The sequence below is a fragment of the Vibrio rubrogenes genome (genome assembly GCF_059641415.1).
Map to the genome: position 1 here is coordinate 1 of NZ_JCARSY010000022.1, position 24,391 is coordinate 24,391.

At 45.6% G+C, this 24,391-nt stretch carries 17 protein-coding genes; all 17 read right to left on the minus strand.

Going from position 1 to position 24,391, the window contains the following annotated elements; genetic code table 11:
* Positions 1–41 precede the first annotated feature (41 nt).
* Complete coding sequence (locus AC55NX_RS14640) at positions 42–545, minus strand: GNAT family N-acetyltransferase (RefSeq protein ID WP_496996409.1); 504 nt, start codon at positions 543–545, stop codon at positions 42–44.
* 159 nt (positions 546–704) lie between these two features.
* Positions 705–1,328, minus strand: coding sequence for a protein-methionine-sulfoxide reductase heme-binding subunit MsrQ (gene msrQ / locus AC55NX_RS14645; RefSeq protein WP_496996410.1), 624 nt, complete (start codon positions 1,326–1,328; stop codon positions 705–707).
* Between the two features lie 60 nt (positions 1,329–1,388).
* Positions 1,389–2,390: a protein-methionine-sulfoxide reductase catalytic subunit MsrP gene (gene msrP / locus AC55NX_RS14650; protein ID WP_496996411.1), complete on the minus strand. Its 1,002-nt coding sequence runs from the start codon at positions 2,388–2,390 to the stop codon at positions 1,389–1,391.
* 291 nt (positions 2,391–2,681) lie between these two features.
* Positions 2,682–3,122 carry an Hsp20 family protein gene (locus tag AC55NX_RS14655; RefSeq protein ID WP_077335520.1) on the minus strand — a complete coding sequence of 147 codons (441 nt, stop codon included), beginning with the start codon at positions 3,120–3,122 and terminating at the stop codon, positions 2,682–2,684.
* A 466-nt stretch (positions 3,123–3,588) separates the two neighbouring features.
* Positions 3,589–5,364 (minus strand): UvrD-helicase domain-containing protein, encoded by a 1,776-nt coding sequence (locus tag AC55NX_RS14660; RefSeq protein WP_434200939.1) that lies wholly within the window; start codon positions 5,362–5,364, stop codon positions 3,589–3,591.
* Positions 5,357–7,135 (minus strand): AAA family ATPase, encoded by a 1,779-nt coding sequence (locus AC55NX_RS14665; RefSeq protein ID WP_434200938.1) that lies wholly within the window; start codon positions 7,133–7,135, stop codon positions 5,357–5,359. The genes AC55NX_RS14660 and AC55NX_RS14665 overlap by 8 nt, the downstream gene beginning before the upstream one ends.
* 99 nt (positions 7,136–7,234) lie before the next feature.
* The gene (locus tag AC55NX_RS14670) at positions 7,235–9,067 is read right to left on the minus strand and encodes a TniQ family protein (protein ID WP_496996412.1); all 1,833 of its coding nucleotides are present in this window, start codon (positions 9,065–9,067) and stop codon (positions 7,235–7,237) included.
* Entirely contained in the window at positions 9,067–10,029 is a 963-nt protein-coding gene (locus tag AC55NX_RS14675) for a TniB family NTP-binding protein (RefSeq protein ID WP_217497621.1), read from the minus strand. Before AC55NX_RS14675 ends, AC55NX_RS14670 begins: the two co-directional genes overlap by 1 nt.
* Positions 10,026–11,972, minus strand: coding sequence for a TnsB C-terminal domain-containing protein (locus tag AC55NX_RS14680; RefSeq protein ID WP_434200936.1), 1,947 nt, complete (start codon positions 11,970–11,972; stop codon positions 10,026–10,028). Before AC55NX_RS14680 ends, AC55NX_RS14675 begins: the two co-directional genes overlap by 4 nt.
* Positions 11,887–12,678, minus strand: a complete 792-nt coding sequence (locus AC55NX_RS14685) for a TnsA endonuclease N-terminal domain-containing protein (protein ID WP_434200935.1) — start codon at positions 12,676–12,678, stop codon at positions 11,887–11,889. Before AC55NX_RS14685 ends, AC55NX_RS14680 begins: the two co-directional genes overlap by 86 nt.
* 175 nt (positions 12,679–12,853) lie before the next feature.
* The gene (locus tag AC55NX_RS14690; RefSeq protein ID WP_434200934.1) at positions 12,854–13,240 is read right to left on the minus strand and encodes a helix-turn-helix domain-containing protein; all 387 of its coding nucleotides are present in this window, start codon (positions 13,238–13,240) and stop codon (positions 12,854–12,856) included.
* 192 nt (positions 13,241–13,432) lie between these two features.
* The gene (locus AC55NX_RS14695) at positions 13,433–15,382 is read right to left on the minus strand and encodes a UvrD-helicase domain-containing protein (protein WP_496996413.1); all 1,950 of its coding nucleotides are present in this window, start codon (positions 15,380–15,382) and stop codon (positions 13,433–13,435) included.
* The gene (locus tag AC55NX_RS14700) at positions 15,375–17,678 is read right to left on the minus strand and encodes an AAA family ATPase (RefSeq protein ID WP_434200932.1); all 2,304 of its coding nucleotides are present in this window, start codon (positions 17,676–17,678) and stop codon (positions 15,375–15,377) included. The genes AC55NX_RS14695 and AC55NX_RS14700 overlap by 8 nt, the downstream gene beginning before the upstream one ends.
* Positions 17,679–17,925: 247 nt before the next feature.
* Positions 17,926–20,340, minus strand: a complete 2,415-nt coding sequence (gyrB, locus tag AC55NX_RS14705; RefSeq protein ID WP_496996414.1) for a DNA topoisomerase (ATP-hydrolyzing) subunit B — start codon at positions 20,338–20,340, stop codon at positions 17,926–17,928.
* A gap of 19 nt (positions 20,341–20,359) precedes the next feature.
* Entirely contained in the window at positions 20,360–21,439 is a 1,080-nt protein-coding gene (gene recF, locus AC55NX_RS14710; protein WP_496996415.1) for a DNA replication/repair protein RecF, read from the minus strand.
* A 42-nt stretch (positions 21,440–21,481) separates the two neighbouring features.
* Positions 21,482–22,582, minus strand: coding sequence for a DNA polymerase III subunit beta (gene dnaN / locus AC55NX_RS14715; protein WP_496996416.1), 1,101 nt, complete (start codon positions 22,580–22,582; stop codon positions 21,482–21,484).
* 98 nt (positions 22,583–22,680) lie between these two features.
* A complete protein-coding gene (gene dnaA / locus AC55NX_RS14720) occupies positions 22,681–24,084 on the minus strand; it encodes a chromosomal replication initiator protein DnaA (protein WP_496996417.1) in 1,404 nt (467 codons plus the stop codon).
* Positions 24,085–24,391 lie beyond the last annotated feature (307 nt).

The following is a 24,391-nucleotide window of genomic DNA, read 5'->3' on the forward strand; positions in this document are numbered from 1 at the left end:
GGAATATCCCCCGTCCTATTTTATCCTATCAACGTGGCAAATCACTCGTCAGACGTGGTTTGTTGATAGACCTTCATCCCTCTTGCCTGATAGTTTGCCAGCGCATATTCGTGGTCAAGGGTACAGGTGTGAACCCAGACTCGCTGCGGGTTATCCCACCCCCATGCAGACTGAAGTGCATGGGTCAGCAGGTAACCGCCGAAGCCATGTCCCATAAAATCAGGTGCCAGGCCAAAATAAGCGATTTCAATATTCCCGTCAGCCTGTTGCTCTAGTTCATAATAACCGGCGATACTTCCCTGACTTAAAGCAAACCAAGTTCTCACCTGTGGCGATTCAGCGTATGCCTGCCATTCTTGCTCAGAAAGTGCCAGTTTATCCCGCCACTGCCACGGTTCACCGACTAACTGATAGAGATAACGGTTAAAGCGGTAATTCTTGACTTGCGCTTCGATGACCTCAAAACCTTCCGGCTGGGGTTTTTCATTCAACGCCGCCAGCGAGTGCATTTCAAGATAGTATGTCGTGACTTCCGGTTCTTTCATTCCAACTCCGTCGGATCAAACTGTATTCTGATCAACTGATTGTATCAAAACTATCAACAAGAGTGGGGACGATGAAGGGAAAGATAAAGCACCGAGCATTCACCAAGATACCGACCACCGTTGAAGACGGTATCTTCACCAACAGAACGTTCATCCAGCTTAATGAGGCTTGAGTGATGCGCTGTTTCGTCGACGCAAGCGAGACTGACCAAACCGCCACAGCTGTGGCAGGCGAAAACTGAGTAATACCACACTGATGACGCCATAAAATGCAGCTTCGTAATAACTGGAACGAACCTGCCAGAACAGGTGAATCCACCCCAGAATCAGCGCAAGATAGACCAGACGGTGCAGCGTTTGCCACCGTTTGCCGAGCCGTTTCATCCAGCCTTTGGTTGAGGTGATCCCCAAGGCAATCAAAATCAGCAGTGCCGGAGCACCAACCAAAATATAAGGCCGTTTCACCAATTCCGAGCCAAACAAAGTCAGATTACCGCCTAGAATAAACTGGTAGTAAGCCAGCAGGTGCAACAATCCATAAAACAGCGCAAACAGCCCCAGCATCCGTCGATGGGTCATCAGCCAACGCCATTTCAAATGCCGGACCAATGGTGAAACCATTAAAGTGATCAGCAGAAAGCGTAATGTCCAAAGTCCGGTTTCCAACACAATGGTTTTCGCCGGATCACCGCCTAAATTCTGAGTAAAAACACCCCAGACCAACAGTGACAACGGTGTACAGCCGAGTATAAACATCACGATACGACGGAAAGTAACCGGCATCTATTTCTCCTTACATACGTACTCGACGCTCAAAGCCTGCCACGACGTTAACGAACTCAATTAATAGTAACGGGCTAAATCCATCCCCTGATACAAAGGCGCAACTTCGTCATAACCATTAAATAGTCGTGTCGGAATAATATTCGGGCTTAATAACCCCGAAGGCAAACGGCGCTCTTCTTTCTGACTCCAGCGTGGGTGATCGACCTGTGGATTCACATTGGCATAAAACCCGTATTCATGTGGTGCTAATTGGCTCCATGTCGTCGGTGGCTGTTTTTCCGTCAGCTCGATTTTGACGATTGATTTGATACTTTTGAAACCATATTTCCATGGCACCACCAAGCGAAATGGGGCACCATTTTGATTCGGTAGGGTTTTGCCGTACAACCCCACCGCAATCATAGTCAACGGATGCATCGCCTCATCGATGCGTAACCCCTCAACATACGGCCAGTCAATCGAGCTAAACAAACTCTTCTGTCCCGGCATCTGTTCCGGGCGCTCTATCGTGGTAAAGGCGACATATTTGGCTTTACTGGTCGGTGCAAACCGCTTGAGTAATGTGGCTAAAGGAAAACCAATCCAGGGAATCACCATCGACCAGGCTTCCACACAGCGCAGACGGTAAATGCGTTCTTCCAGTGTGATTCCTTTGAGGAGATCTTCTAAATGATAGGTGCCGGCTTTCGCGACTTCACCACCGATTTCGACCTGCCACGGAAACGGCTGAAAATCCCCGCTGTCATCAACCGGATCACTTTTACCATAGCCAAACTCATAAAAGTTGTTGTACTGCGTGACATTTTTGTAAGGCGTTAAGGGTTCGTTGATGACTTGCTGATTTGCCTGCGCATCATTTAACTGCTGTTTCAGCCATTGCGGTGCATTCGGCTGGAATTTTCCGGCCTCCTGACTGGGTTTGGCCAGTACATTCAATGATGGGAGCAAGACGCTGGCACCGAGAGCGAGCGAACCTTGCATAAATTTCCGGCGAGAGCGATAAATGGCTTCCGGTGTCACATCAGCTTCGGTGAGCTGTGGTTTTTTCCTGATCAACATAAGCTATCCTTCCATGCTCTCATGAGAGTTGGTTATTAATTCGCCTTTACCAAACTGTATCGTGCAATGGTTATCTTAGCCAATACGAATGTGATAAATTCACGATGACTCAACAGCCTTTATGATAGTTAGACGGATAAAAGAGCAATTTATTACAGCCGGTTGGATGTTTTTTGGATATTTAATGCCACCAAATGATCATTCGATAGTGGTCTGTCCAATAATGGTAAATGAGAGGCGATCAAAAAGAGCGCCTAAAGGCGCTCTTTCACAACTTTCCCTAACTGATCGTTATTCTTTACTTTCAATTAGGTTTTTACCGTTAATCGCAATTTTGCGTGGCTGCATTGCTTCTGGAATTTCACGTTCCAAATCAACATGCAGCAGGCCATTTTCCATGGTTGCACCCACGACCTTGACATAATCCGCCAACTGGAACTTACGTTCGAAGTTGCGTTCTGCAATGCCTTGGTAGATATAGGTTTTCTCATCTTCAGGTTTACGTTCACCTTGTACAATCAGGGTATTTTCCTGTTGGGTGATATCGAGGTCCTGTTCAGCAAATCCAGCGACAGCCATCGTAATCCGATACTGATTTTCGCCTTTTTGCTCAATATTGTATGGGGGATAACCTGAAGAGCCATTTTTTGCGTTGGCTGTTTCCATTAAATTAAACAGGCGATCAAAGCCAATGGCATTCCGGTATAAAGGTGTGAAATCGACAGTTCTCATATTTCTATCCTCGCTATGAAGCAATAGTTTCATGAATTTTTGTCCGACTATCTGTTCAGATGACCCAGAAAGCGAACAGTTGTACTTTGGTTAACTCACCTTCTCATCAGAGCAAGGCGGTCTTCCGATTCAGAGGCCCGGTTGGCATCCTCTTCATACCTAGATATATGGTCGTTCAAATTCGGATCAAGGGGATCAAATAAATTTTTTTAAAATTTTTTGTCTCCTTTCTCATATCCAATTGGTATCAAGTACAGACAAAAAAACAGCCACCGACTGGTAGCTGTTTTCCATAACTTTCCATAACAAGGTATGGTTTCTCATGAGAGGGTGTGGGATCTCATTCTTCATGAACTCAGTGATCCTAGATATTCTAAGCCAGTTCAAAGATTATGAGATTTTTGAACAAGATTGGAATCTCATAATTCATAGCACTTTCATACCAAAATCTCATACTTCGTGAAACTCAGTTGATTCTTTTATAGAGGTCTTCTACCCATGGTGAGTGTGCACCCTTTTCGAACACTAAATATAAGTATTGTTTGGGCCGTGTTACTCCAACGTAAAAGAGCCTGCGAGCCTCTCTCATATCCTTATTACTTTGTAAATCTCGCTGACTTGGTAATCCATTCTTATTAATACCAAACATGATGACAGCTTTAAACTCACGACCTTTAGCACTATGTAAAGTGCTAAGAGTAATACGACCCGATCCATCAATGCGGCCAGCAAAAAAATTCAGAGGTATGTCTAATTCCTGAGCTGGATTAGTTCTTGAAATCAACGTTAAACACAAATCCCACTCTTGATGAACATTTCGACAAACCTGCTTCCATGGTTCGACCAACTCAACCAACAAACGACGTAGCCAGGTATTGGTAAATTCTTCCCTACCAATACCACTACATAGGAAGCTCATCAGTTGACCCGAAATAATGTTCTTTTCAGCGTCGGTCGCATTTCCACCATAGACCAAAGAATAAGCTTCTCGTTGTAACCTTTGGAATGAAGGATTGGCTTCAACCCAACCACCTGTTACCCAGCTCGCACAAGCTTCAATAAATCGCGCGAAGCGAGAACTTCGAGGGATTAGAGCGTTTCCATCTGTTCGTATGTATGGTCTACTCGATAAATCAAGCGCGTCCGCAACCTTATCTCCAAGCCATGCAGCTCGATACAGGACGGCTATTTGTTCAGGTTCAACACCTTTGGACAACAAATCAGGTACAATTATTTTAGCGACATATGCTGCTTGGCCTTCTAAGTTGCTCGGAATGGGGCAAAAGTTAATCTCGCCTTCACCTGACTCCATTAGCCCTTGATAGTCTCGCTCTTCACCAAGTGCACCAAATGACCCCTGTATTATTTTACTTCCAGAACGGTAGTTGAAGCGGAGTTTAACTGTAGAAACATCTGCTCTTTTGGTCAGTCCATCAAGAAGAGCAGGGTTCGCTCCAGTAAAACCATAGATAGACTGATCGACATCCCCCACGGCAAATAAACGGATCCCACTTTCAAAGCAAAGTAGCATTACCAGCTCGTGAAGAGCGTGACCTAAATCTTGATATTCATCGACAAATAATACAGGAAATCGAGATAGTAAAGCTCGCCGTATCCAAAGATGGTCTTTAACCATTCTATAAGCAATTAAAGGCATATCATCAAAATCGATGAGCCCATTAAATCGCAACTCAGTCTCATAGGCCTCAATAAAATGTGCTAATTCTTCATTCTGCCCGCGCCAGTTTTGGAGGTCTCTATCTACATGTTGCCGACGCTTTTCAGCAGCTATCTGCCAGCGCTGATGGGGATTTCCTCCGTCATTAAACACCTTATGATAGGCAACTTCTACAGCCGTGCGGCACTCAGCAGCCGTTGCTACACGATAACAGGGTGGTAAGAGACTCGGTACACAACGAGAATATGGTGAAAGGATCTGAGTTAAAGCAAAACTGTGTACCGTACCAATAAAAACACGCTCATTGGCTATGATACCAAGCTTAACCAAGCGTGATTCCAGCTCAAGTGCGCATTCATTATTATAGGTAATACATGCTACACCACGAGGCTCAGTCACTTCTTCAGAGAGCAACCTTCCCATAGTGATAGTAAGTGTTTTGGTTTTTCCACTTCCCGGACCTGCAAGCACAACACAATGACCTGTTGAATGCGCGGCTTCCCACTGCTCAGGATTGCGCCTGAGATCCTCTAAAGCTAGTTCAAGAGATCTCGGCTTAGACACGGGAAGCCACAAAGTGGATGGCAGAAGTAATGTATTCTGGTGGTGTCAATCCAACAGCCTTTTTAGCAAGCTTAGCGCTCAAACGCCCTTTACCTATATCTGATATCATTGACAACAAATGACGAGAGTCTACTGGATGGCCGTTTTTCCAAGCATTTATTCGATTGGTACGAGTTGGGCCAAAGCCCTGATCATCTAATATTTCTAAAAGAACATTCCGTATATTTGGCGAATTCACGATGGCCACTTCAAAAGTTAAGCTGTTTAGAAATATTCCTGCTGCGTGCCAGCGCTTGCTAAAATCATTAAAATCAACGAATGGTGGCAGCACTTTTTCTTGTATAGTCAATGGAGGTCTACCAATAACTTCGCAGTAAGCATCCCATATGCCGAATGTTCTCTCAATTCCTAAGGGAGCTTTAGTGCCATCCAGCGGATCCCAATCAGTTATGACAGAGAAAGGTAGCCCAAGACTGGCAGCCAGTTTCACATAAGGCTTAAAGTTCACTCCAGCCACATTGCAAACAGTGATACCTAATTGGTCTAAATTACATCCAATGCTCTCTGCAAAAACAGGCAGAAGAGCTTCCTCAGCATCACCTTCAACAAAGATAACTCCTCTAGAGAAAAGTAATTCCGAACGGGTTGCCGTTAAATAACGTTCTATATCTTCAAGTTCATCTTCTGTCACTGGAAGTTGAGCTAGTGAAAATGCACGACTAGAACCGTCCTTACACCGTAAGTTGATAATAGACTTGAGTGGCGCAACAGCGGCGAGAGTTGGCGAATGACTTGATACAATAAGCGATTGATCTGGTGCATTATCATTAAAAAGCTTATCAAACACTGAACGCTGGAGCTGTGGATGAAGATGTGCTTCAGGTTCTTCGATACAAAGAACCGAGTAGTTGCGCTCATTTTTCTTACGAAGCCAACTGAACTCGGCCAGCTTAAGCGCTAACAAAGCTACGTTAGCAGAGCCTAAACTGGCCTCAGCTATTCCACGCTTACCATCATCAATAAAGAGAGAAATGGCTCGAAATAGCCGTATGGGATCGGACGGTGAAAAACGAAGGCGAGCATCAAGGTCTTGGGATTTTCCAGAAAGATCTAAAATCCCATTTCTTAGGGACTCCTCAAGCTCCTTAACTGGTTCAAATGATTCTACCTTGGCATTTGCAGTCTCTAAGACGCCAGCGACATCAGCGAGCGCAGATCGGTCAACAGACCCGATTGCTTCTTCTAATAAAGGCCGCAGAGGAGAATTTCGCCAAGATGCAAGCTGTCCTTCCGCATCACGCAAAGCATGGAGCATATCCAAAGATATCCGCCGACGAACCCTACTTGGTACAGATCGTGTTTCCTCCCCTCCTCCGAAGATCAAGAATTCATAATCCTCGCTGGAATTCGGAACTCCATGTAAATCTGCCTTTGGCCTAAATACATAACTCAGCCTTGCCACAGCAGGAGCATCCGCTCTCCGAAAATCAGTTAACAATGCAGCTAGCGATACATCATTGTCAAAATCTGAAAAATCTAGATGTACTTCAACCTGAGGAGCTGTCGCAAGATCACAGCCATCCCACAAATCTGACAGCTTAAGCTGCCGATCAGAATCAGAAAGCGAAGAATCAAGCACCAACCTTATCGCATGAAGTAAATTACTTTTTCCAACTCGGTTTTCTCCCAGAAGCACTATATTTCGAGCCAACGGGATATTGATCGATTCAAAATTTCGGAAGTTCTTAATAATTAGGTTTGATAAATACACATCCGACTCCCTGATGCTGAACTACATTCATACTAACAGATCTTGCCACATCCTAGTAAGCCAACAGGCGATCTCTAAATTTACGGTATAGAGATCGATTTATAAAGAGCCTATCAAAATTTGAACATCGGAAAGTTGCTCTTTTATGTATACTTTTTGCCTAAGCGCTATTTCCCATCCCTGATCCACTGGAAATACACCGATACTGGCGAGATATGAAATAAGAGTTCTTGAGCTCAGCCCAGTATTCTTAGACAGCTTCGATAGCAAAATATACTTCTGCTGAAATTGCTCAATATTGATTTGTGAAAGCCACCTCGTAGTCCCACCTAATGCCGAAGATGTCTCAAGCAAGCCCACCTTCACTAACTGATATGTAAACTGCTGTTGAATTTGCATTAGCTTTGCAGCAACCGGGATACTAATCACATTACTGCTAGATTTTATCTTTTCATACCAGGTTAGAAATTCAGACTGAGAAAACAACATAGAAGCTAAGCCTATACTAGATTCAAGGCTAGCAGACACTTTTAGCTCCTGACTTTTAATAGCGCGGAGGATGGTGATAAGTGGATCTTCAATTTGACCACCAAAGTACTGAAGTACTTGAGGTAGCGACCAATGATCTCCGGGGATATTCGTAATTTCATCTAGGAATGAATCTCGATAGTGGTAAATATCATCTCTGTAGAATTGCCATTTAGAGCCACCTTGCTCGTTAGGCTTTGAAATCGCCTCAAATCCCTCAACCTCTCTCAACCTGGCAAACTGAGCCTTGGTTAAACCCAGAGCTGATGCAGCATCTTTAGCAGACAGTAGACTTTTTAATCTATCTTCTCTGGCTATCAAGTCCGGTTTATAGACTAGCGTCACCACACGCTTTTCTTTCTCTAGTGATTCACTTCTAACAAGCCGCTGTTCAATTGCTGATTTCAGCGTGCTCTTATGTATCTCAAACTCACGACATGCCTGCTGTAACGGTATCCAGGGATGGTCATCAATTGTTCTAGAAGAAAAATGACTGTTTCTTCTGCTTAGCGGCTTCGTCCAGAACCTGTTTATGTACAGTTCAATCAACTGGCGATACTGATGAAACACCTGGCCCGAGAAACGGTCAAAAAACTCCAGATAGAAGTGGCTGAAATGGTCGGATATTTGAGGTGAGCTAGGTGTGACTCCATGTATTTTCTTCAAAAAACTAAAGAAGCCAGCTTTGCCCGTAAAAAAGGCTTCACTGGCATCATCTATATACTCTCTCGCATACACAAAATCCGACAGGGCTATTTGGGGTATCACCTGACCCCTTTGCTCTTTATCTATCCACCGGATAGCAAATCTGACAAATTGGATTCGGCTATCCATATCGAGTTCATCAAGGTTATTGAGAAGCCATAACGCTTCGTCATCCATGTTGATGTAATCGCCTTCGATGAAACGCTGAAGATTTATAACATCCTGAGAGCAGAGTTCCGGTTTCGCTTCACTGAAGGCTTTACCACATGAACAGGCATCGATCTTATTGTTCTTAACCTCTAAAGGGCTCTTACAGAACTCACATTGGTAACTCAGCCAAACACCATGATGAGGACAGCACATGGATACTTTGATCTGCCAATGAACTCTGAAGAATGGCTGATCTTGCAGGCACAAGGGGCAGTATTTGATTATCCTGTTTTGGATCTCATTGGGATACAGAGAGATGAAGTCTGACGTAAATTTTCGGCCTAGTTCATAGCCGCTCCAATCTGTTCCCGCTAAGATGGGATAAATCTTCTGAAGTGACAGGGAGTGAGTTGGAACTCTGTTCGAATCAAACAGCCATCTATATGAATTGTAATCATTAAGCTGAGCGATACGGATAAGGTAGGTCATTGGATTCTCATCCGGGTATCCGGGCGGATGAATTAACGGTTTGATTAGCCTGTATTCCATCACGCACGCACCCTTTTACTCTCATTGGAGATAACCCGGTGAAATGGCATACCAGGCTTATCCAAATGCTCATATTTAAATCCTTCATGAAATGGGTTCAAATTGCCAATGCCTTCAGCCCAAATGCATTCAGTGAAAGCAATGTAGAAGCATTCTTTATCCAGCTTGTCATAATCCAGCTTTATCGCTTGCTCATAGGCACCTATGAAAAGCTTAACCAAATAATCAATGATTCCATTGCTTGCAAAGAACAATGACAAGATCAGCTCTTTGTCCTGTAAGTTGATGCGAACTGGCAAACCCACTTTCTCATCCAATACTCGAATAACACCAAGGAAGGTCGCTCGTGATTCCTTTGTTCGGATACTGAAGGGCGGTATATCAACTCTACGACTAAAGCGCCGCCTTAGCTGCTCATTGACCTCCAGGATTGCCTCACTGCGTTCTAACCCCATAAGAACAGTAGAAACACCGGCTTTATCGATCACTGTTTTCAGCCAGTCGGACACTTCCAATGGCGTTCTTCGTTTCCCTTGGTCAACAAAATGCTGCAATTCATCAAAGATCACCATTTGCACTTCGCACTTATCCAGGTAGTTCAGAATACGATTGGTTTTCTCAATCGCTGACCCCTTGTTGAACCTGGGATCTCCCAGTTGGATAAGCATCTCTTCAGCTATGTTCTTAACCGTTGGTACCGATGGAGTATCGACAACCAAAACCGGAATGATCTTCTTTTCTCTCGTTTCAATTTCGGGGAAAGAAAGACGCATCTTTTCTTTCAGCGTAGATTTACCTGTCCCAGATTGGCCGACACAAATGATGTTCTGAGCGGTGTTGATTAAAGCCTTCATCTGGTAAGCATGCACAATCGCCTGGTACGCACGATCGAACTGGGGATGATTGATGACAAGGCTACGGATCGCAGCGATGTTCTTCAGTTGCTTTGCTGTATACATCATTGATTTTCCGCCCTATCAATGACAGAAAAGACTGGAATGTCGTCATGGTCCCAGTTATCCATAGCTCCAAGAGTTAAGACGGGCTCAACACTGTTTGCTGTCCAAGCGGATTGATTAGGCTGTTTGTTTAACGCTTCAGAATTATCCCTAGCGGCCTTTCGTCTCTCACGTAACAACTTATGCTTACTTTTCTGTTCAATCTTTTGCCTGAGCTTTTCTTTACTGCGCATTAATGAAGCCATTTCCTGCTCGGAAGCACCACGTTCTCGCGCGTCAGCACGGATTTGCAAATGCTGTCTTAGCGTCAGGCCTGTAGCGTAATCAGGATCTATACAAGGCACCTTGAGAAAGTTACCTTCATACTCGTCATACACCCATATAAACCCCAGGTTCTCTTTGTCGTATCTGAACCTCACCTTGTGACAATCGCCTAGATGGCGAATCAAGCTCAGCTCGGCAGAGTTATAAAACAGACCTTTGAACTCGATGCCCGTATGACTCAGTACACGTTCATCTTCAGAAGTCAGAATCAGATCAAGCTGCTCCTTACTTTCTGGCAGCATTGGCTCCACAACCTTCAGCCCCTCGTTCCAGAGGGCTGCTGGCGTTCTCTGTGTTCCTCTATGAGTCTTTTGACAATAAATATCGATCATCCACTGATGGACTAGCTCTTTGAGGTCATCTAGGGTAATGCTGGATTGTTTTACAGAGTCATAGTCGCCACGCTGATTGATGTTTGAAAATGACGTTCCTGGTATCCGGTGAGATACTTCGCGGTTCAATGTTCCTAAGAAACGTTCAACAGCTCCCTTGTACTGAGGCTGAGCTTTGGGGCAGAACTGCAAATCGATATCTAATTCACCGCACATCCTTCGCAGTTGATGTGAATGAAACTCCATCCCATTGTCACAGATCAACATGACCGGCTTACCAAATGCAGGCCAATCGTTTTCGATATCTGGGTAATCCTGCTTGATATAGCACTTTGGCAAGATAGCGTTGCGCAGCGCCCTCATAACGGACAATTCAGAAGGCGGCTCAAAACCAATCTCCATTCCCACAGGCATTCTTGAATACCGATCTAACAGAAGCGTCAGGTAAGGGCGGCCATCGGCAACGCCGGTAATAGGGTTGAGTACATGAACGTCCATTGGGGTGTGATCAACTTCTATCCGCTCAAGTATTCTGGTCGGACATGCCCCTAAACCAGATGCCCGGAACGCTTTGTCTGCTGCGCCTTTTCCATACCTCGCAGCCATGACCTCATATTTATCTGAATTTTTCAGCAACCGATAAAAGGTAGCCCGACTAGGAATCTCCAATGGGATTTGCCTTGCGGAATTAACTAATAACATACGAGCGAGAAATGCTTCATAGGTTGCCTGTATCGAAATTCTTTGAGGGGTTAAGTACACCTCTTCAACTACCTCATGTAACACTTGTCCAACGACACCTTTAAACTTTCTTGATCCTTTGAATCCAGAAGGCTTGTTCATCAGACCTCGAATGTCATAACCACTGCTTTTCCAATTACGCCACCACCGATAAACAGATGGCACACTTGGAGGGTGTTCATCACCAAGCCTTTCGGCTCCCAAGCGGATAACGCCCTCTAGGTGAACCTTAGATGGCTGAACACCATGCAAGTCTCTCAAAAGTTTTACATAATGGTATTTTCTCAATACAGCCTGCTGGCTATTACTATCCAACCCGCTCAGGTCAATCTCGCTTCTGGCAGAATTAGCAGAGGCCGCATTATTGCCGTGAATGATCAACTCTCCATGATACAAAGCCGTCATAAGCTCTTGTTTCGTTCTCTTTACAACTGCCAGATCAGACTTACGCTCCAGATAACATTCACCTCCCTCTAATATTCGGCTGATCATGAAAGGCACATCGTTCAAAGTCAGGTGAAGTCCGGTATGCAAAGAGGCAAGTTTCATCAGTTGATCCTTCTGGCTGGATAGTTAGTAATGAGTCGAGATTAATAGGTTGATCCAAGTCGAATGTAATATGGCCTTGCGCGAGCAAAGCATAGGCATCACTGAGCGATCCAATGAAGCTTGTAAGCTCATCAAGAGTTGCGTCCTGATGTGAAGACACCCATAACCTGGCCTGCCCGATAACATCAGCACTGCATTGGTATGCAAGATAAGGTCTTAAGAAAGCTAGGTTGCTCTGTCTGACTGGCTGGTTCAGCTCTTCATCTGTTATCACGATGAAGTAGCAGCCATGCTGCTGCCAGAAGGCATCTATATCGCGGAACTTCGCTTTCAGCTCATCATCAGCTAACTTACTGGCAGGTTTCACTTCAACGTAGATCCGTTGCCCGGTGTTCAGTTGCAATTCAAAGTCTGGGGTGTATTTTCGAATACACCCGCCGCTCGGAAAGCTGATGGTTATTGGCTGTTCCCTATAACAGGACACTATGGGAGAGAACTCAAAAAGCAAGCAAGCCTTCTTTTCGAGTTGTGACTCCCAGGCAACTTGGCGTTTGTTTTTTACTGAAGGTAGGAAACCCACGACTTTGCCAGCGGTTGGTCTAACCGGCTCCCTTGCACGCTTCACTGATGGTTGAGGAGCCGATTTTAGGCGCAGCCTGGCCCTCCGAAGGGTTCCAAATGGAACCACGGTATTTTTAAAAGACATGAAAAACCCTTACCCCTAGAGGTAATAAAAATTACTGTTTATGGTTAGGTTACTCAGGAGTTCTTGCGCGCGCGGCAGGGAAAAGGGATACTTTTGATTCTCACGTCGTAAGTATCAACTTACACTAGCACAGCGGGGCAGTCCTTACGGGTTGTCCCGTTTTGTTTTTAAGCCATCAAATACTCCTGATCTCGACCCCAGACTTTGGCCTGACATCCATATTCAGTATGTTACGAATGACGTTTACTTTGTCTGAACTCAAAGCACCCAGGTGACGACGCAGGTCACGCATCAGGGCGTACTCTTCCAGTGTTGCGTTATCCGGTAGTCGAATCGTTCGCTGAGATTCGTCTACTTTGTCCCAGAGCGTTTCTTGCTCTTCAGCATCCAGCTTCAGGGACGCTATCAACTTGTTTAGGACTTGCTGTGAAGGCGGGCCTTTCTTCCCGTTTTCCATTGCACTCACGTAGCAGGCGTTCACACCAAGGTGGTCAGCCAACTGAACTTGTTGCAACTGACGACTTCTCCTTAGTGATTCCAAATACAATCCAAATGGAGTCATCAATATGTTCCGGGAATAAGGTTAATTTGTTACCAGAATAAGGCAACAGAAGGAGAGAAATCAAAAGAAAACTAAGAAAAAGCACTATAAAAATCAAAGTGTTATACTTTAATAAATCAATACAGGCGGATTTGATTGAGTCACTCGTGTAATACCCTAATCAAACCCTCTCCGCTACAAAAGTATCTTGGTTTATTCCGCGTCAAAAGCCGCAGAGGTATGAATGGCATGCTCTTCAAAAAGATCAAGCTTGCGTATATGAGCTGTTGCTCCTTCTGGGTCTGCAGTAAAAAGGACGACTGCTAAATCTTTCAAAGCCCTTGTGCAGCATACATAGAAAAGACGACGTGTTCGATCCATCGTTGTTTCTTCGCCAGCCTCAATGCGTTCTAGATCGGTTTTCGAAGGCTCTTTGAGACCCAGGTATTTTTCATAGGAAAACTGGAAATGAGTACTTTCCGCATCATCTAGAATAACGAGTACTCTATCGAATTCAGCCCCCTTGATACCTTGCTGAGTCCCAAAAGGAGAGCGTTCCGAAATATAGGTGTAGTACTCTAGGAGCTGTTTTGCCGGGCACGCAAGAAAAGCATCCATCGAGGCCATTTCCTTCTCAGATTCATCTTCCTCTTGGTCATCGTCATTTTCATCATCAGCTTCTGCGGTCGGGGCCTGTGGAGCTGCTTCAGGATCCAAATAAGATGCTAGCCGAGGATCAAAGATTATTAATCCAGCAGCATTAACTTGCTTCAACAGGTCGCCGATAGTTTCGTTGGACTTCCCAACTATACCTTCTGCAATTGAGTCAACAAGCCCTCTGAGCGTATTAAGTCGTTCCGCCACATCCACACCGGCTAAAGTATCTTTTTCAAAAAGGGGCGAATACTTCCGGATCAGCCTCATCACTTCGAGCTGTCGCCCTTCTGTATGAGCAAGTGATATCGGAATGAGAAATTTCAAACACGGCGAAAGCGGCCACGCAGAGCCATCTAGAAAGCCGTTTTTGAATGCTGCAGGCGCTTTAGAGTTGAGAGCCGAGTACAACTCTCCAAATCCTAGACGTTTTGCTGCCATCTGGTGAACAATTACAAGAAGCTTTACCTGATCCTCGTCAGTATTACCAAGTCGCCAGTGACCATCCCCCGTGCGTGCTGCCATCCAGTCGCGCACTCTGACTAAATTTGCATCTCGCGTATCATCTGCTGGCAAGATGAAAAGGTGGGCCGAGCCCTCAGGTGTTGGAGTGATGCCCTCCGGACTTATACGCTTGCCGGGAACTTGAACAAGATCATCACCATCGTGCCGAATAGCATTTGCAAGATCTAAAACCTTCGTTGAGCATCGAAAATTCTCTTGCTTCGGGATGTCTATCCAATGGGGTTCTGCTTCAACCAGACCTGTTCCCGTAGCATATATTCGTTGCATCGGATCGCCGAAGAAACCCAGGCAAAATGTTACACCCGGCTCACGCTCAACGGCCTTCAATCCTTCAATTACTTCAGTTGTCGTGTCTTGACTCTCATCCACAAAAACAAAAGGAAATTGGTGTGCAAGAAGAGTCCGAAAGAGGGGGCGTTCAGCTATTAGGTAAGTTACAAGCTTCAGAACATCATCATGACCTAAAACCCCTTTAACGTAGTCGCTCCCTGTACCGTAGCGAAAACTTTTGACTGCACTGACACGCCCCGACAGCCTACGAAGACGCGCCAAGTCTCTAGAGTCTTTGTCCTTTGTGCGCTGTTGAACCCTAGACCCATAGGTTGCCTGTTTCTGTTCAATAGCCTCGATCTTCTCCACGATACGTGCAGAAACCCAAACGCGAATATCGTTCTGAAACGGTTTGGCTAGCAGCCACATAAAGCTGTGAATGGTCGATACATGTACCAGAGGATCATTTCCAACATCTTTCCAAATCTCTCCGGCCGCAATTTCCGTGTAAGTGATGCAGGCAATACGCTGACGGAATTTTCTCAGTTTTTCCCCATGTATTTGAATAGCCGACGACAAGCCCTTAATGAGAGAGGTGGTTTTTCCAGACCCTGCACCTGCCTTCATTATAAAACTGCGCGGAGGAACGCTCTCAAGGCAATTTCGCAGGTCGATGTCTGCCTGGGTATCCGGCTTATTTGCTCGGCTACTCATGCGCAGCTCCAGCGACAATGTCAGCATTAGGAATTGTGTCAGACAGCACGGCCTCAAGTTCGATCCGCACTTCATCCTTTAACCAGACCAATCCATCACGGATGTATTCCGGGACATTCCACGCGTCTTCGTTTTCGGTGAGTAAAGCGAGCGCGAACCTCGTTTTATCGAAACTTTTCCGCGAAACTTTCTGATGGAGACCTTTAGCAAGCGCACTGGGACTGACAACTTCGCCCTTCACAATCAGACCAAGAGGCTTCCTTGCAGGATCTTGAGACCATATTGGATTCTCAAGGCCAAAATCTTCCTCAAGTGTGCGTCCGCAAAGATTTTCAGTGGAACCATTCCAAGTGACTTCACGCTCAATCTGATAGGCAACACGAACCTTTGCGCCGTGTACAAGCTCGTGAGTTTTGTCTGCATCCGAGGCGTTGCGCAAGTCTTCGATTGTTTGTTTTCTAGGAAGCCATTTTATAAGGGTTTGATTCGAGGTCGCAGCGCCAGGCTCACTAGGCAAGCAAGCTTTGCCATATTTCTTCTTGGGTGGGGCGGCCACTGGCGGATCTTGCCCATCATCCAGAGCCTGAACAGCGGTACCATCCACTTCCTCGACAGGAGCCTCAAACTCTTCAACCTCGTCATCAACTTCATCGCCGGGCTTATGAGTCACGAGAGAGACGCTATCAATATCTGTAACTATGAGTGTCGTTAGACCAAGAAATTCTATAAGTGATTGGAAGCGATGCCCAAAGGCTCCTCCGACCTCCAAAATACATAGAGAAGCTGATCGGAGAGGTTTAGCAACTTTCCCGATCATTATAGGCATGAGCAATCTTTCAACATTACCTTCAACGAGAATAGCTGCGTCTGAGAAAAAGAGATCACAGTGTGTCAGCTTCAAATATCTTTCTAGGAAGTCCCGATCATCAGGCTGGGCTTGGTAGAATGAGGATAGATTTAGAACCTCTGTCAGCTGTTCATTCTCAACCTTCTTCCGGCGGAAGTAGCGGATTGGCTTAAATCCACGCTCGTAAAGAATATGTGGTGAATGGGTCGTTATAACCATTTGGCTGCCGAATATACTTCCGTCATCGCCTTCTATGTTCAGAAGCTCCAGCACATTTCGAATAAATGCCTGCTGGAGTTGTGCGTGCAGATGAGCCTCTGGTTCCTCCACGAAAATCAGATGCAATGGAGGGCGATTGTCCATCGTCTCCCACCTCGCTTGAGCATCCAAAATCTCCACGACCATGTAGATCAAATTTTTGAACCCTAGGCCGTTATAACTATCCGGCAATGTGGCGATGTCTTCGCCTTCTCCGATCTGATAGTGAACACGCGCGTCTTGGCTCATCACGTGAGCGGGATCTAGCGCCGACATTATTTTCAATCGTGGGTTATTAATGCCCGGATAACCTAATCTCGCAAGTCGTTCAAGCATTGGTTTGAACACGCCATCTAAATGGTTATTGAGCGCTTGCTCTGAGTCGAACAACGCCTTCAGTGCAGCGTGGTCGTCTTGCCTTTGATCGAGGTTGTGCTTGTAAAAACGGCTCAAACGCTTTGACAGATCTTCCGATCTTCCACCCACTTCCGGATTGGGATCAGCAAGATGTCGTTGAGCTCCCAAGCTGTCAATTTGAATAAGCGATTTCAGGATTTTACCACCGCTAGGCTCTCCACCTAATTCTTCCGGAACATAGCTCCCAATCTCACGGAAGTTCTCATCAAACTGTGAGTGATCCAAGATGAAATAGCGCAGCTCATATTCACTTTTGAGTTCACGCTGAAGATAGTCCGTCATGGAGCGAGGCCAAGGAACATATAGTGACCCTGGCGGCAGTGCCGCGGCCTGCTCAGTACCCTTAGCCTTAGCTACTTGATAATTTTGAACGAGGTTTAAAGGATTTCGAGCTGCCAGCGAAACCCGAATACCTACCTTGGTTCCTTCCCATGCAGTACTCGGAAGTAAGGGAATTACTAGGTAAAGATCTGACGCAGAAACTTCGAACCAGAGATCAAGCTCTATGCTTGGAAGTGAGAGATTGCCACTCTCGGGAACTGATTCATCAAGATTGATGCCCCCAGCTTCATCAAAGGCTTTCCAACAAGAAGAACTAAAATCATATAGACTGAAACGATCCTTTCCGCCTGAGACAAACGCATGAATGGCTTGAGTTGCCGACGTCTTTCCGCTGTTATTAGATCCTACAAATATCGATATGTCGTCAGCTAGCTCAATATGAGCATCCTTAAGACGTCGAAAATTCCTTAAGCGATACGAGTGAAGATGCAAAGCAGAGACCTCCGTGTCATTTCTTAGCTATGTTAAGGCTTAAGTTTTATAAACACTAAGACAAGGGCTTAACAACTAAGCCCCTTACTTGGGTCTCCAACCAGCCTGCTTATAACTTCCTTATTAAGTAAATACTATTCAAATCCAATCGTGGTTATTTCCAAACCTCAGTTCACGAATTGTGAGACGTCGGATCACGATTGTGAGATCTCAGATCACGGAGGATGAGATCCCACAGAGGGATAGGCTAGACATCCAAGTTTGCAACTTTCAACGCATTGTCTTCAATGAAGGCACGACGCGGTTCAACTTGATCGCCCATCAGGGTCGTAAACAGCTCGTCGGCACCAACCGCATCATCAATGGTCACCTGCATCATCCGGCGTGTTTCCGGATCCATGGTGGTTTCCCACAGCTGATCGGGGTTCATTTCTCCCAGACCTTTGTATCGCTGTACCGCCAAACCACGGCGAGACTCTTTCATTAGCCATTGAACGGCTTCGGCAAAACTATTCACCAATTGAGTTCGCTCACCGCGCTGAATATACGCACCTTCTTCAATCAACCCGTTCAGTTCTTCAGATAAGGTAGCCAATGAGCCGTACTCTTTCGAATTCAACAGATCGACACTCAGCGTATATTCGTAAGTGACACCATGCGTACGAACCGTTATTTTCGGAGAAAAAATCCCGGTCTCTTGATTTTGTTCGACCTTATAACTGTACTGACTTGCACCCACTTCTTTTGCATTGAGCTGCTCAATTAACTGTTTGGTCCAAGCTTCAACTTTATCGTGATCAGCACAATCGGTTTCCGTCAATCGAGGAATATAGATAAACTCGCCAACCAAAGCATATGGATAACGGCGGCTCATCCGTTCAATTAACTTCATCGCGGAATTATAACGCTGAACCAACCCTTCCAGCGCCCCACCAGACAGCGCAGGTGCATCAGGGTTGACATGGAATGATGCCCCATCCAACGCCAGTGAAATCTGATACTGGGTCATTGAATCTTCATCTTTAATATACTGTTCTTGCTTCCCTTTTTTGACTTTATACAACGGTGGCTGAGCAATATAAACATAACCCCGCTCAATCAACTCAGGCATTTGACGATAGAAAAAGGTCAACAACAAGGTACGGATGTGCGAACCATCAACGTCGGCATCAGTCATGATAATGATGTTGTGATAACGCAGTTTGTCCGGATTATATTCGTCACGACCAATGCCACAACCCAATGCAGTGATCAGCGTGGCAACTTCCTGAGAAGACAACATTTTGTCAAAACGGGCTTTTTCAACGTTAAGGATTTTACCTTTCAGCGGCAAAATTGCCTGATTCTTCCGGTTACGGCCTTGTTTGGCAGAGCCACCAGCCGAATCACCCTCCACAATATAGAGTTCAGAAAGGGCCGGGTCTTTTTCCTGACAGTCCGCCAGTTTGCCCGGCAGACCAGCAAGATCCAACGCACCTTTACGGCGAGTCATCTCGCGCGCTTTGCGAGCCGCTTCACGGGCACGAGCAGCATCGATGATTTTCGAACAAACGATTTTAGCTTCGTTCGGGTTCTCAATCAGAAACTCAGATAATTTTTCACCCATTGTGGTTTCAACCGCAGATTTCACCTCTGAAGAAACCAGTTTGTCTTTTGTTTGGCTGGAGAATTTAGGATCCGGCACTTTCACTGAGATGACAGCTGTCAGACCTTCACGGGCATCATCACCGGATGTTGCGGTTTTCTCTTTCTTACTGAAGCCTTCTTTATCCATAAATGTGTTCAGCGTCCGAGTCAATGCAGCCCGGAAACCGGCCATGTGCGTTCCGCCATCACGCTGAGGAATATTATTGGTAAAGCAGAAAATACTTTCTTGGAAACTGTCATTCCACTGCATTGCGACTTCAACCGTAATGCCATCTTCCCGCTCCTGATTGAAGTGGAAAACTCTGTCGTGGATCGGGGTTTTATTGCGATTCAGGTGCGAAACGAATGCCTTGATACCACCTTCATACATGAAGTGATCCTGTTTGCTATCACGCTCGTCACTCAGCTTGATTGACACACCGGAGTTGAGGAAAGACAGCTCACGCAGACGCTTGGCTAGAATCTCATAGTGGAACTCGGTATTGGTAAATGTTTCGTTACTCGGCCAGAACCGGACCATCGTGCCGGATTTTTCGGTATCGCCAACGGCTGCCAGCGGTGCCTGAGGGACACCGTGACGATAGGTCTGAGTATAGATGTGACCACCACGATGAATCGTCAGGACAACCTTTTCAGACAGCGCGTTCACAACCGAGATACCGACACCGTGCAAACCACCGGAAACTTTGTACGAGTTATCGTCAAATTTCCCGCCGGCGTGCAGCACCGTCATAATAACCTCTGCCGCAGAAACATTTTCTTCTTCGTGAAGCTCCGTCGGAATACCACGGCCGTCATCACTGACTGAGACGGAGTTATCTTCGTGAATCGTCACGACGATATCTTTACAGTAACCCGCTAACGCTTCATCAATTGAGTTATCTACCACCTCAAAGACCATGTGGTGCAGACCCGTACCATCATCCGTGTCGCCGATGTACATCCCCGGACGTTTTCTGACTGCGTCCAGACCTTTCAGTACTTTAATACTCGATGAATCGTAATTATTCGACATGAGTTACTCTCTTTATTTTTTATCCTTGCTCTATCCGGCCTTGTTCCACATGGAACAATTTGCTGTCTGACATATACATGTCATCCACCTGATCTCGGGTAATAGAGCTTACAAAAACTTGCGCTCCGGTTGCTTTTAAACAGTCTGCCAACCTTTTACGGCGCTCACTGTCCAACTCAGAAGCAAAATCATCAATGAGATAAATACATTGCTTACCCGTTAAGGATGTTAAGTGTTGTCCTTGTGCAACCCTTAGGGCACAAACCATCAACTTAAGCTGACCGCGCGACAAAACATCCTCAACCGGTGTACCGTTCACTTTTATTCTTAAATCCGCTTTATTCGGCCCACTGAATGTGTAACCCAACAGTTTATCGCGTTCAAAATTTCTTTCGAGAAGCGTTTGATATAACGTCTCTTTTTCCCAGCCACGATAGTATTGTAACTGGATTTTAAATTCCGGTAAAAATGACTGACATAAAGCTTCTGCCACGGGCTTGATTTGCGCCACATAATCGGCACGCCATACATCAATCTGCTCCGCCAGATGCGACAGTTCTGCATCCCAATATTTGAGTTCTCGGTAGCCCGTCGCCGTTTTAAGTAACGCATTACGTTGCTTATTCAGACGACGAAAGCGACCCCATGCCTCAAAAAAAGCCACTACGGAATGAAATACCCCCCAGTCGAGAAATGCCCGTCGCTGTTTCGGACCATCCGTCAGTAACTCAAAGCCTTCGGGATGAATCAATTGCAGGGGTAATACCTGCGCCAACTGAGCCAATTTTTGTCCGGACTGACCCCCTATTTTAACCTCAACCGAGCCATCGCGCTGCTTATTAATGCCAATCGGTATCTCAATTTGGTCGGGGTTCAAAAAACGCCCGTGAACAAACAGCTCCTGACACTCATTCTGGATCACTCTGCCGGTTAAACTACTTTTAAACGAACGACCATGGCCCAGCATGTAAATCGCTTCAAGTACGCTGGTTTTACCGCTTCCATTGGCCCCGATAAGAAAGTTAAAGCCTGATGATAATGAGATATCACAGGCTTTGATATTCCTAAATTGCTGAATCATTAAGCGCGAAAGTGGCATACTTCAATCTATCGTTTGAATGCATTGATTGTCTGATCAGACTTATAACCGGATCGGCATGACAACATACATGGCACTGTCGTCTTCAACATTTTCGATCAAAGCACTGGCATTCGAGTCTGACATCGACATTCGGACATTATCGCACTTCAATGTATTGAGGACATCCAGCACATAACTCACGTTAAAGCCAATCTCAATCGGCTCACCTTCAAAATGAACATCCAACAATTCTTCCGCTTCTTCCTGCTCCGGGTTATTCGCAGTGATTCGCATATCACTACCATCAATATTCAAGCGGACACCGCGGAATTTTTCATTGGACAGAATCGCAGCGCGAGAAAACGCATGACGCAAGACATCACAAGCAGCCACCAGCATTTTATTGGTACTCTGAGGCAACACTCGACGATAATCAGGAAAACGACCATCGATCAATTTGGAGGTAAAAATAAACTGATTTACTTCAACACGAACGTTCGCGCTACCGATTTGCACGACAACCGGCTGTTCCGGCATATCAAGCAACTTAACCAGTTCGAGAACCCCTTTGCGCGGCACAATAATTTGTTGTGCCGCCAATGATTCGGATAAGGCAACTTGAGCAACGGCCATACGGTGACCATCGGTTGCCACTGAACGCAATGTTGTCTCTTCAATATCAAACAACATCCCGTTGAGGTAATAGCGAACATCCTGATTGGCCATCGAGAATTGCGTTTTTTCGATGAGTCCGCGTAAGTCCGCCTGCGACAAAGTGAGCGATAACTCACTCTGCCAGTCTTCAATATTGGGGAAATCTTTTGCCGGCAACGTTGCCAAAGAAAAACGGCTGCGACCAGAACGAATCAGTAATCGATCACCATCCAATAAAATGGAAATCATTGCATCATCAGGAAGTCCGCGACAAATATCGAGTAGTTTGCGGGCTGGCACAGTCACACGGCCCGTTTCCACATCACCTTCCAGAGCAATTTTACCAACCAATTCAACTTCCAGATCGGTGGCCGTCAGCATGAGGGTATCACCTTCAACCGCCAACAACAGATTACCGAGGATCGGCAACGTTGTCCGTCCGCCAACCGTTCCGGATACCTGCTGAAGCGGTTTAATCAAATTGCTACGTTCAATGGTAAATTTCATAGTTCGCTCTTTATTATATGTCACCCCACCGATCTGGTCGGGGGGATCGACCGACACCGTGCTATTTGTTCTGTATGACTATTTATTCCCGAGAAACATCAAGAAGAGAGCGTCCGAATCAAATTAGAATAGTCTTCCTTGATATCATGACTTTCTTCTCTGAGTTGCTCTATCTTCCGACAAGCATGAAGAACCGTCGTATGATCACGTCCGCCAAACGCATCACCGATTTCCGGCAAGCTATGGTTGGTCAGTTCCTTCGCCAACGCCATCGCTAATTGACGAGGCCGGGCAACCGAACGTGAACGACGCTTCGACAGTAAATCTGCAACTTTGATTTTATAATACTCAGCCACGGTTTTCTGGATATTATCAATCGTGACCAATTTTTCCTGTAAAGCCAATAAATCACGCAAAGCTTCACGAACAAAGTCAATCGTAATTGGCCGACCGGTAAAGTTAGCATTGGCAATGACACGGTTCAGCGCACCTTCCAGCTCACGGACATTTGAACGCAGTCGTTTGGCAATAAAGAAAGCAACCTCATCAGCCAGATGGATCTGGTGATCTTCTGCTTTCTTCATCAAAATGGCGACTCGCGTTTCCAATTCAGGAGGTTCGATCGCCACCGTCAAGCCCCAGCCAAAGCGGGATTTAAGACGATCTTCTACCCCGTGAATCTCTTTCGGATAACGATCTGAAGTCAGAATGATTTGTTGATTACCTTCAAGTAACGCATTAAAAGTATGGAAGAATTCTTCCTGAGAACGCTCTTTGTTGGCAAAAAACTGAATATCATCGATCAAAAGGGCATCGACACTGCGATAGTAACGTTTAAATTCTTCTATAGCATTGTTTTGCAGCGCTTTTACCATATCCTGCACAAACCGCTCAGAATGCATATAAACCACTTTTGCTTGTGGATTATGATCAACGATCGCATTGCCAACCGCATGTAACAGGTGCGTTTTACCTAAACCGGTACCACCGTATAAAAAGAGGGGGTTATAAGCTGCTCCCGGATTATCAGAGACTTGTTTTGCCGCTGCGAGACCAAGCTGGTTCGATTTACCCTCAACAAAGTTATTGAACTTATGCTTCGGGTTCATATTCGATCGGTAATTAATCTCGATCGGTGCCGAATCATCATCCCAAGTTTTATGAACCGGTTTTCTGGCTTGCAGTCGGGCTGGCGCTGAGGACTCGGCCGCAACATCTGCCGGTGTACGTATCGGTGTGCGTTTCTGCTCATCAACCGGACGGTTGCCAATTTCAAAACGCAAACTTGGAATATCACTCCCACAATACTCGTTGAGAAGGCGATTGATGCTATTGAGATACTTATCTCGTACCCAATCAAGCACAAAACGGTTTGGGGCGAATAAAGTGAGAGTATTGTCATTGAGCTCGGCTTGCAGCGGTCGAACCCACATACTGAATTCTGTCGCAGGAAGCTCTTCCTGAAGCTGTTGCAAACATTGCAACCAAAGAGAAGATGACACTGTTCCCTCACTCTGATTAGATGATCGATAAAGACTGGCAATTCTACCTGTTGATCTTCAAGATCGCCAGTAATTGATCGTCAATCCTGTAAACTAGATCCAAGTTATTCACACTTTTTGGCCAATTTATTCTTGGATCTACCCTAAATGTCCCTAGTTTACCCACATGTACGTGCACAAAAGCGTGGATCTTACAAAGTTATCCCCAGCTTAGCACAATCACACTTTGTGAAATTGAACCGCTGTCGAATCCCGTGAAAGAGCGTGATAAGAAACAAATATATGAATAAAAGCGCATATTTTATTA

Coding starts and splice junctions, on each gene's coding strand:
- AC55NX_RS14695 (WP_496996413.1), bottom strand. CDS start 15,382: ATGAGTAGCCGAGCAAATAAGCCGGATACCCAGGCAGACATCGACCTG.
- AC55NX_RS14675 (WP_217497621.1), bottom strand. CDS start 10,029: ATGATGTATACAGCAAAGCAACTGAAGAACATCGCTGCGATCCGTAGC.
- AC55NX_RS14640 (WP_496996409.1), bottom strand. CDS start 545: ATGAAAGAACCGGAAGTCACGACATACTATCTTGAAATGCACTCGCTG.
- AC55NX_RS14670 (WP_496996412.1), bottom strand. CDS start 9,067: ATGGAATACAGGCTAATCAAACCGTTAATTCATCCGCCCGGATACCCG.
- AC55NX_RS14685 (WP_434200935.1), bottom strand. CDS start 12,678: ATGTCTTTTAAAAATACCGTGGTTCCATTTGGAACCCTTCGGAGGGCC.
- gyrB (WP_496996414.1), bottom strand. CDS start 20,340: ATGTCGAATAATTACGATTCATCGAGTATTAAAGTACTGAAAGGTCTG.
- AC55NX_RS14655 (WP_077335520.1), bottom strand. CDS start 3,122: ATGAGAACTGTCGATTTCACACCTTTATACCGGAATGCCATTGGCTTT.
- AC55NX_RS14690 (WP_434200934.1), bottom strand. CDS start 13,240: ATGACTCCATTTGGATTGTATTTGGAATCACTAAGGAGAAGTCGTCAG.
- dnaN (WP_496996416.1), bottom strand. CDS start 22,582: ATGAAATTTACCATTGAACGTAGCAATTTGATTAAACCGCTTCAGCAG.
- msrP (WP_496996411.1), bottom strand. CDS start 2,390: ATGTTGATCAGGAAAAAACCACAGCTCACCGAAGCTGATGTGACACCG.
- msrQ (WP_496996410.1), bottom strand. CDS start 1,328: ATGCCGGTTACTTTCCGTCGTATCGTGATGTTTATACTCGGCTGTACA.
- recF (WP_496996415.1), bottom strand. CDS start 21,439: ATGCCACTTTCGCGCTTAATGATTCAGCAATTTAGGAATATCAAAGCC.
- AC55NX_RS14680 (WP_434200936.1), bottom strand. CDS start 11,972: ATGAAACTTGCCTCTTTGCATACCGGACTTCACCTGACTTTGAACGAT.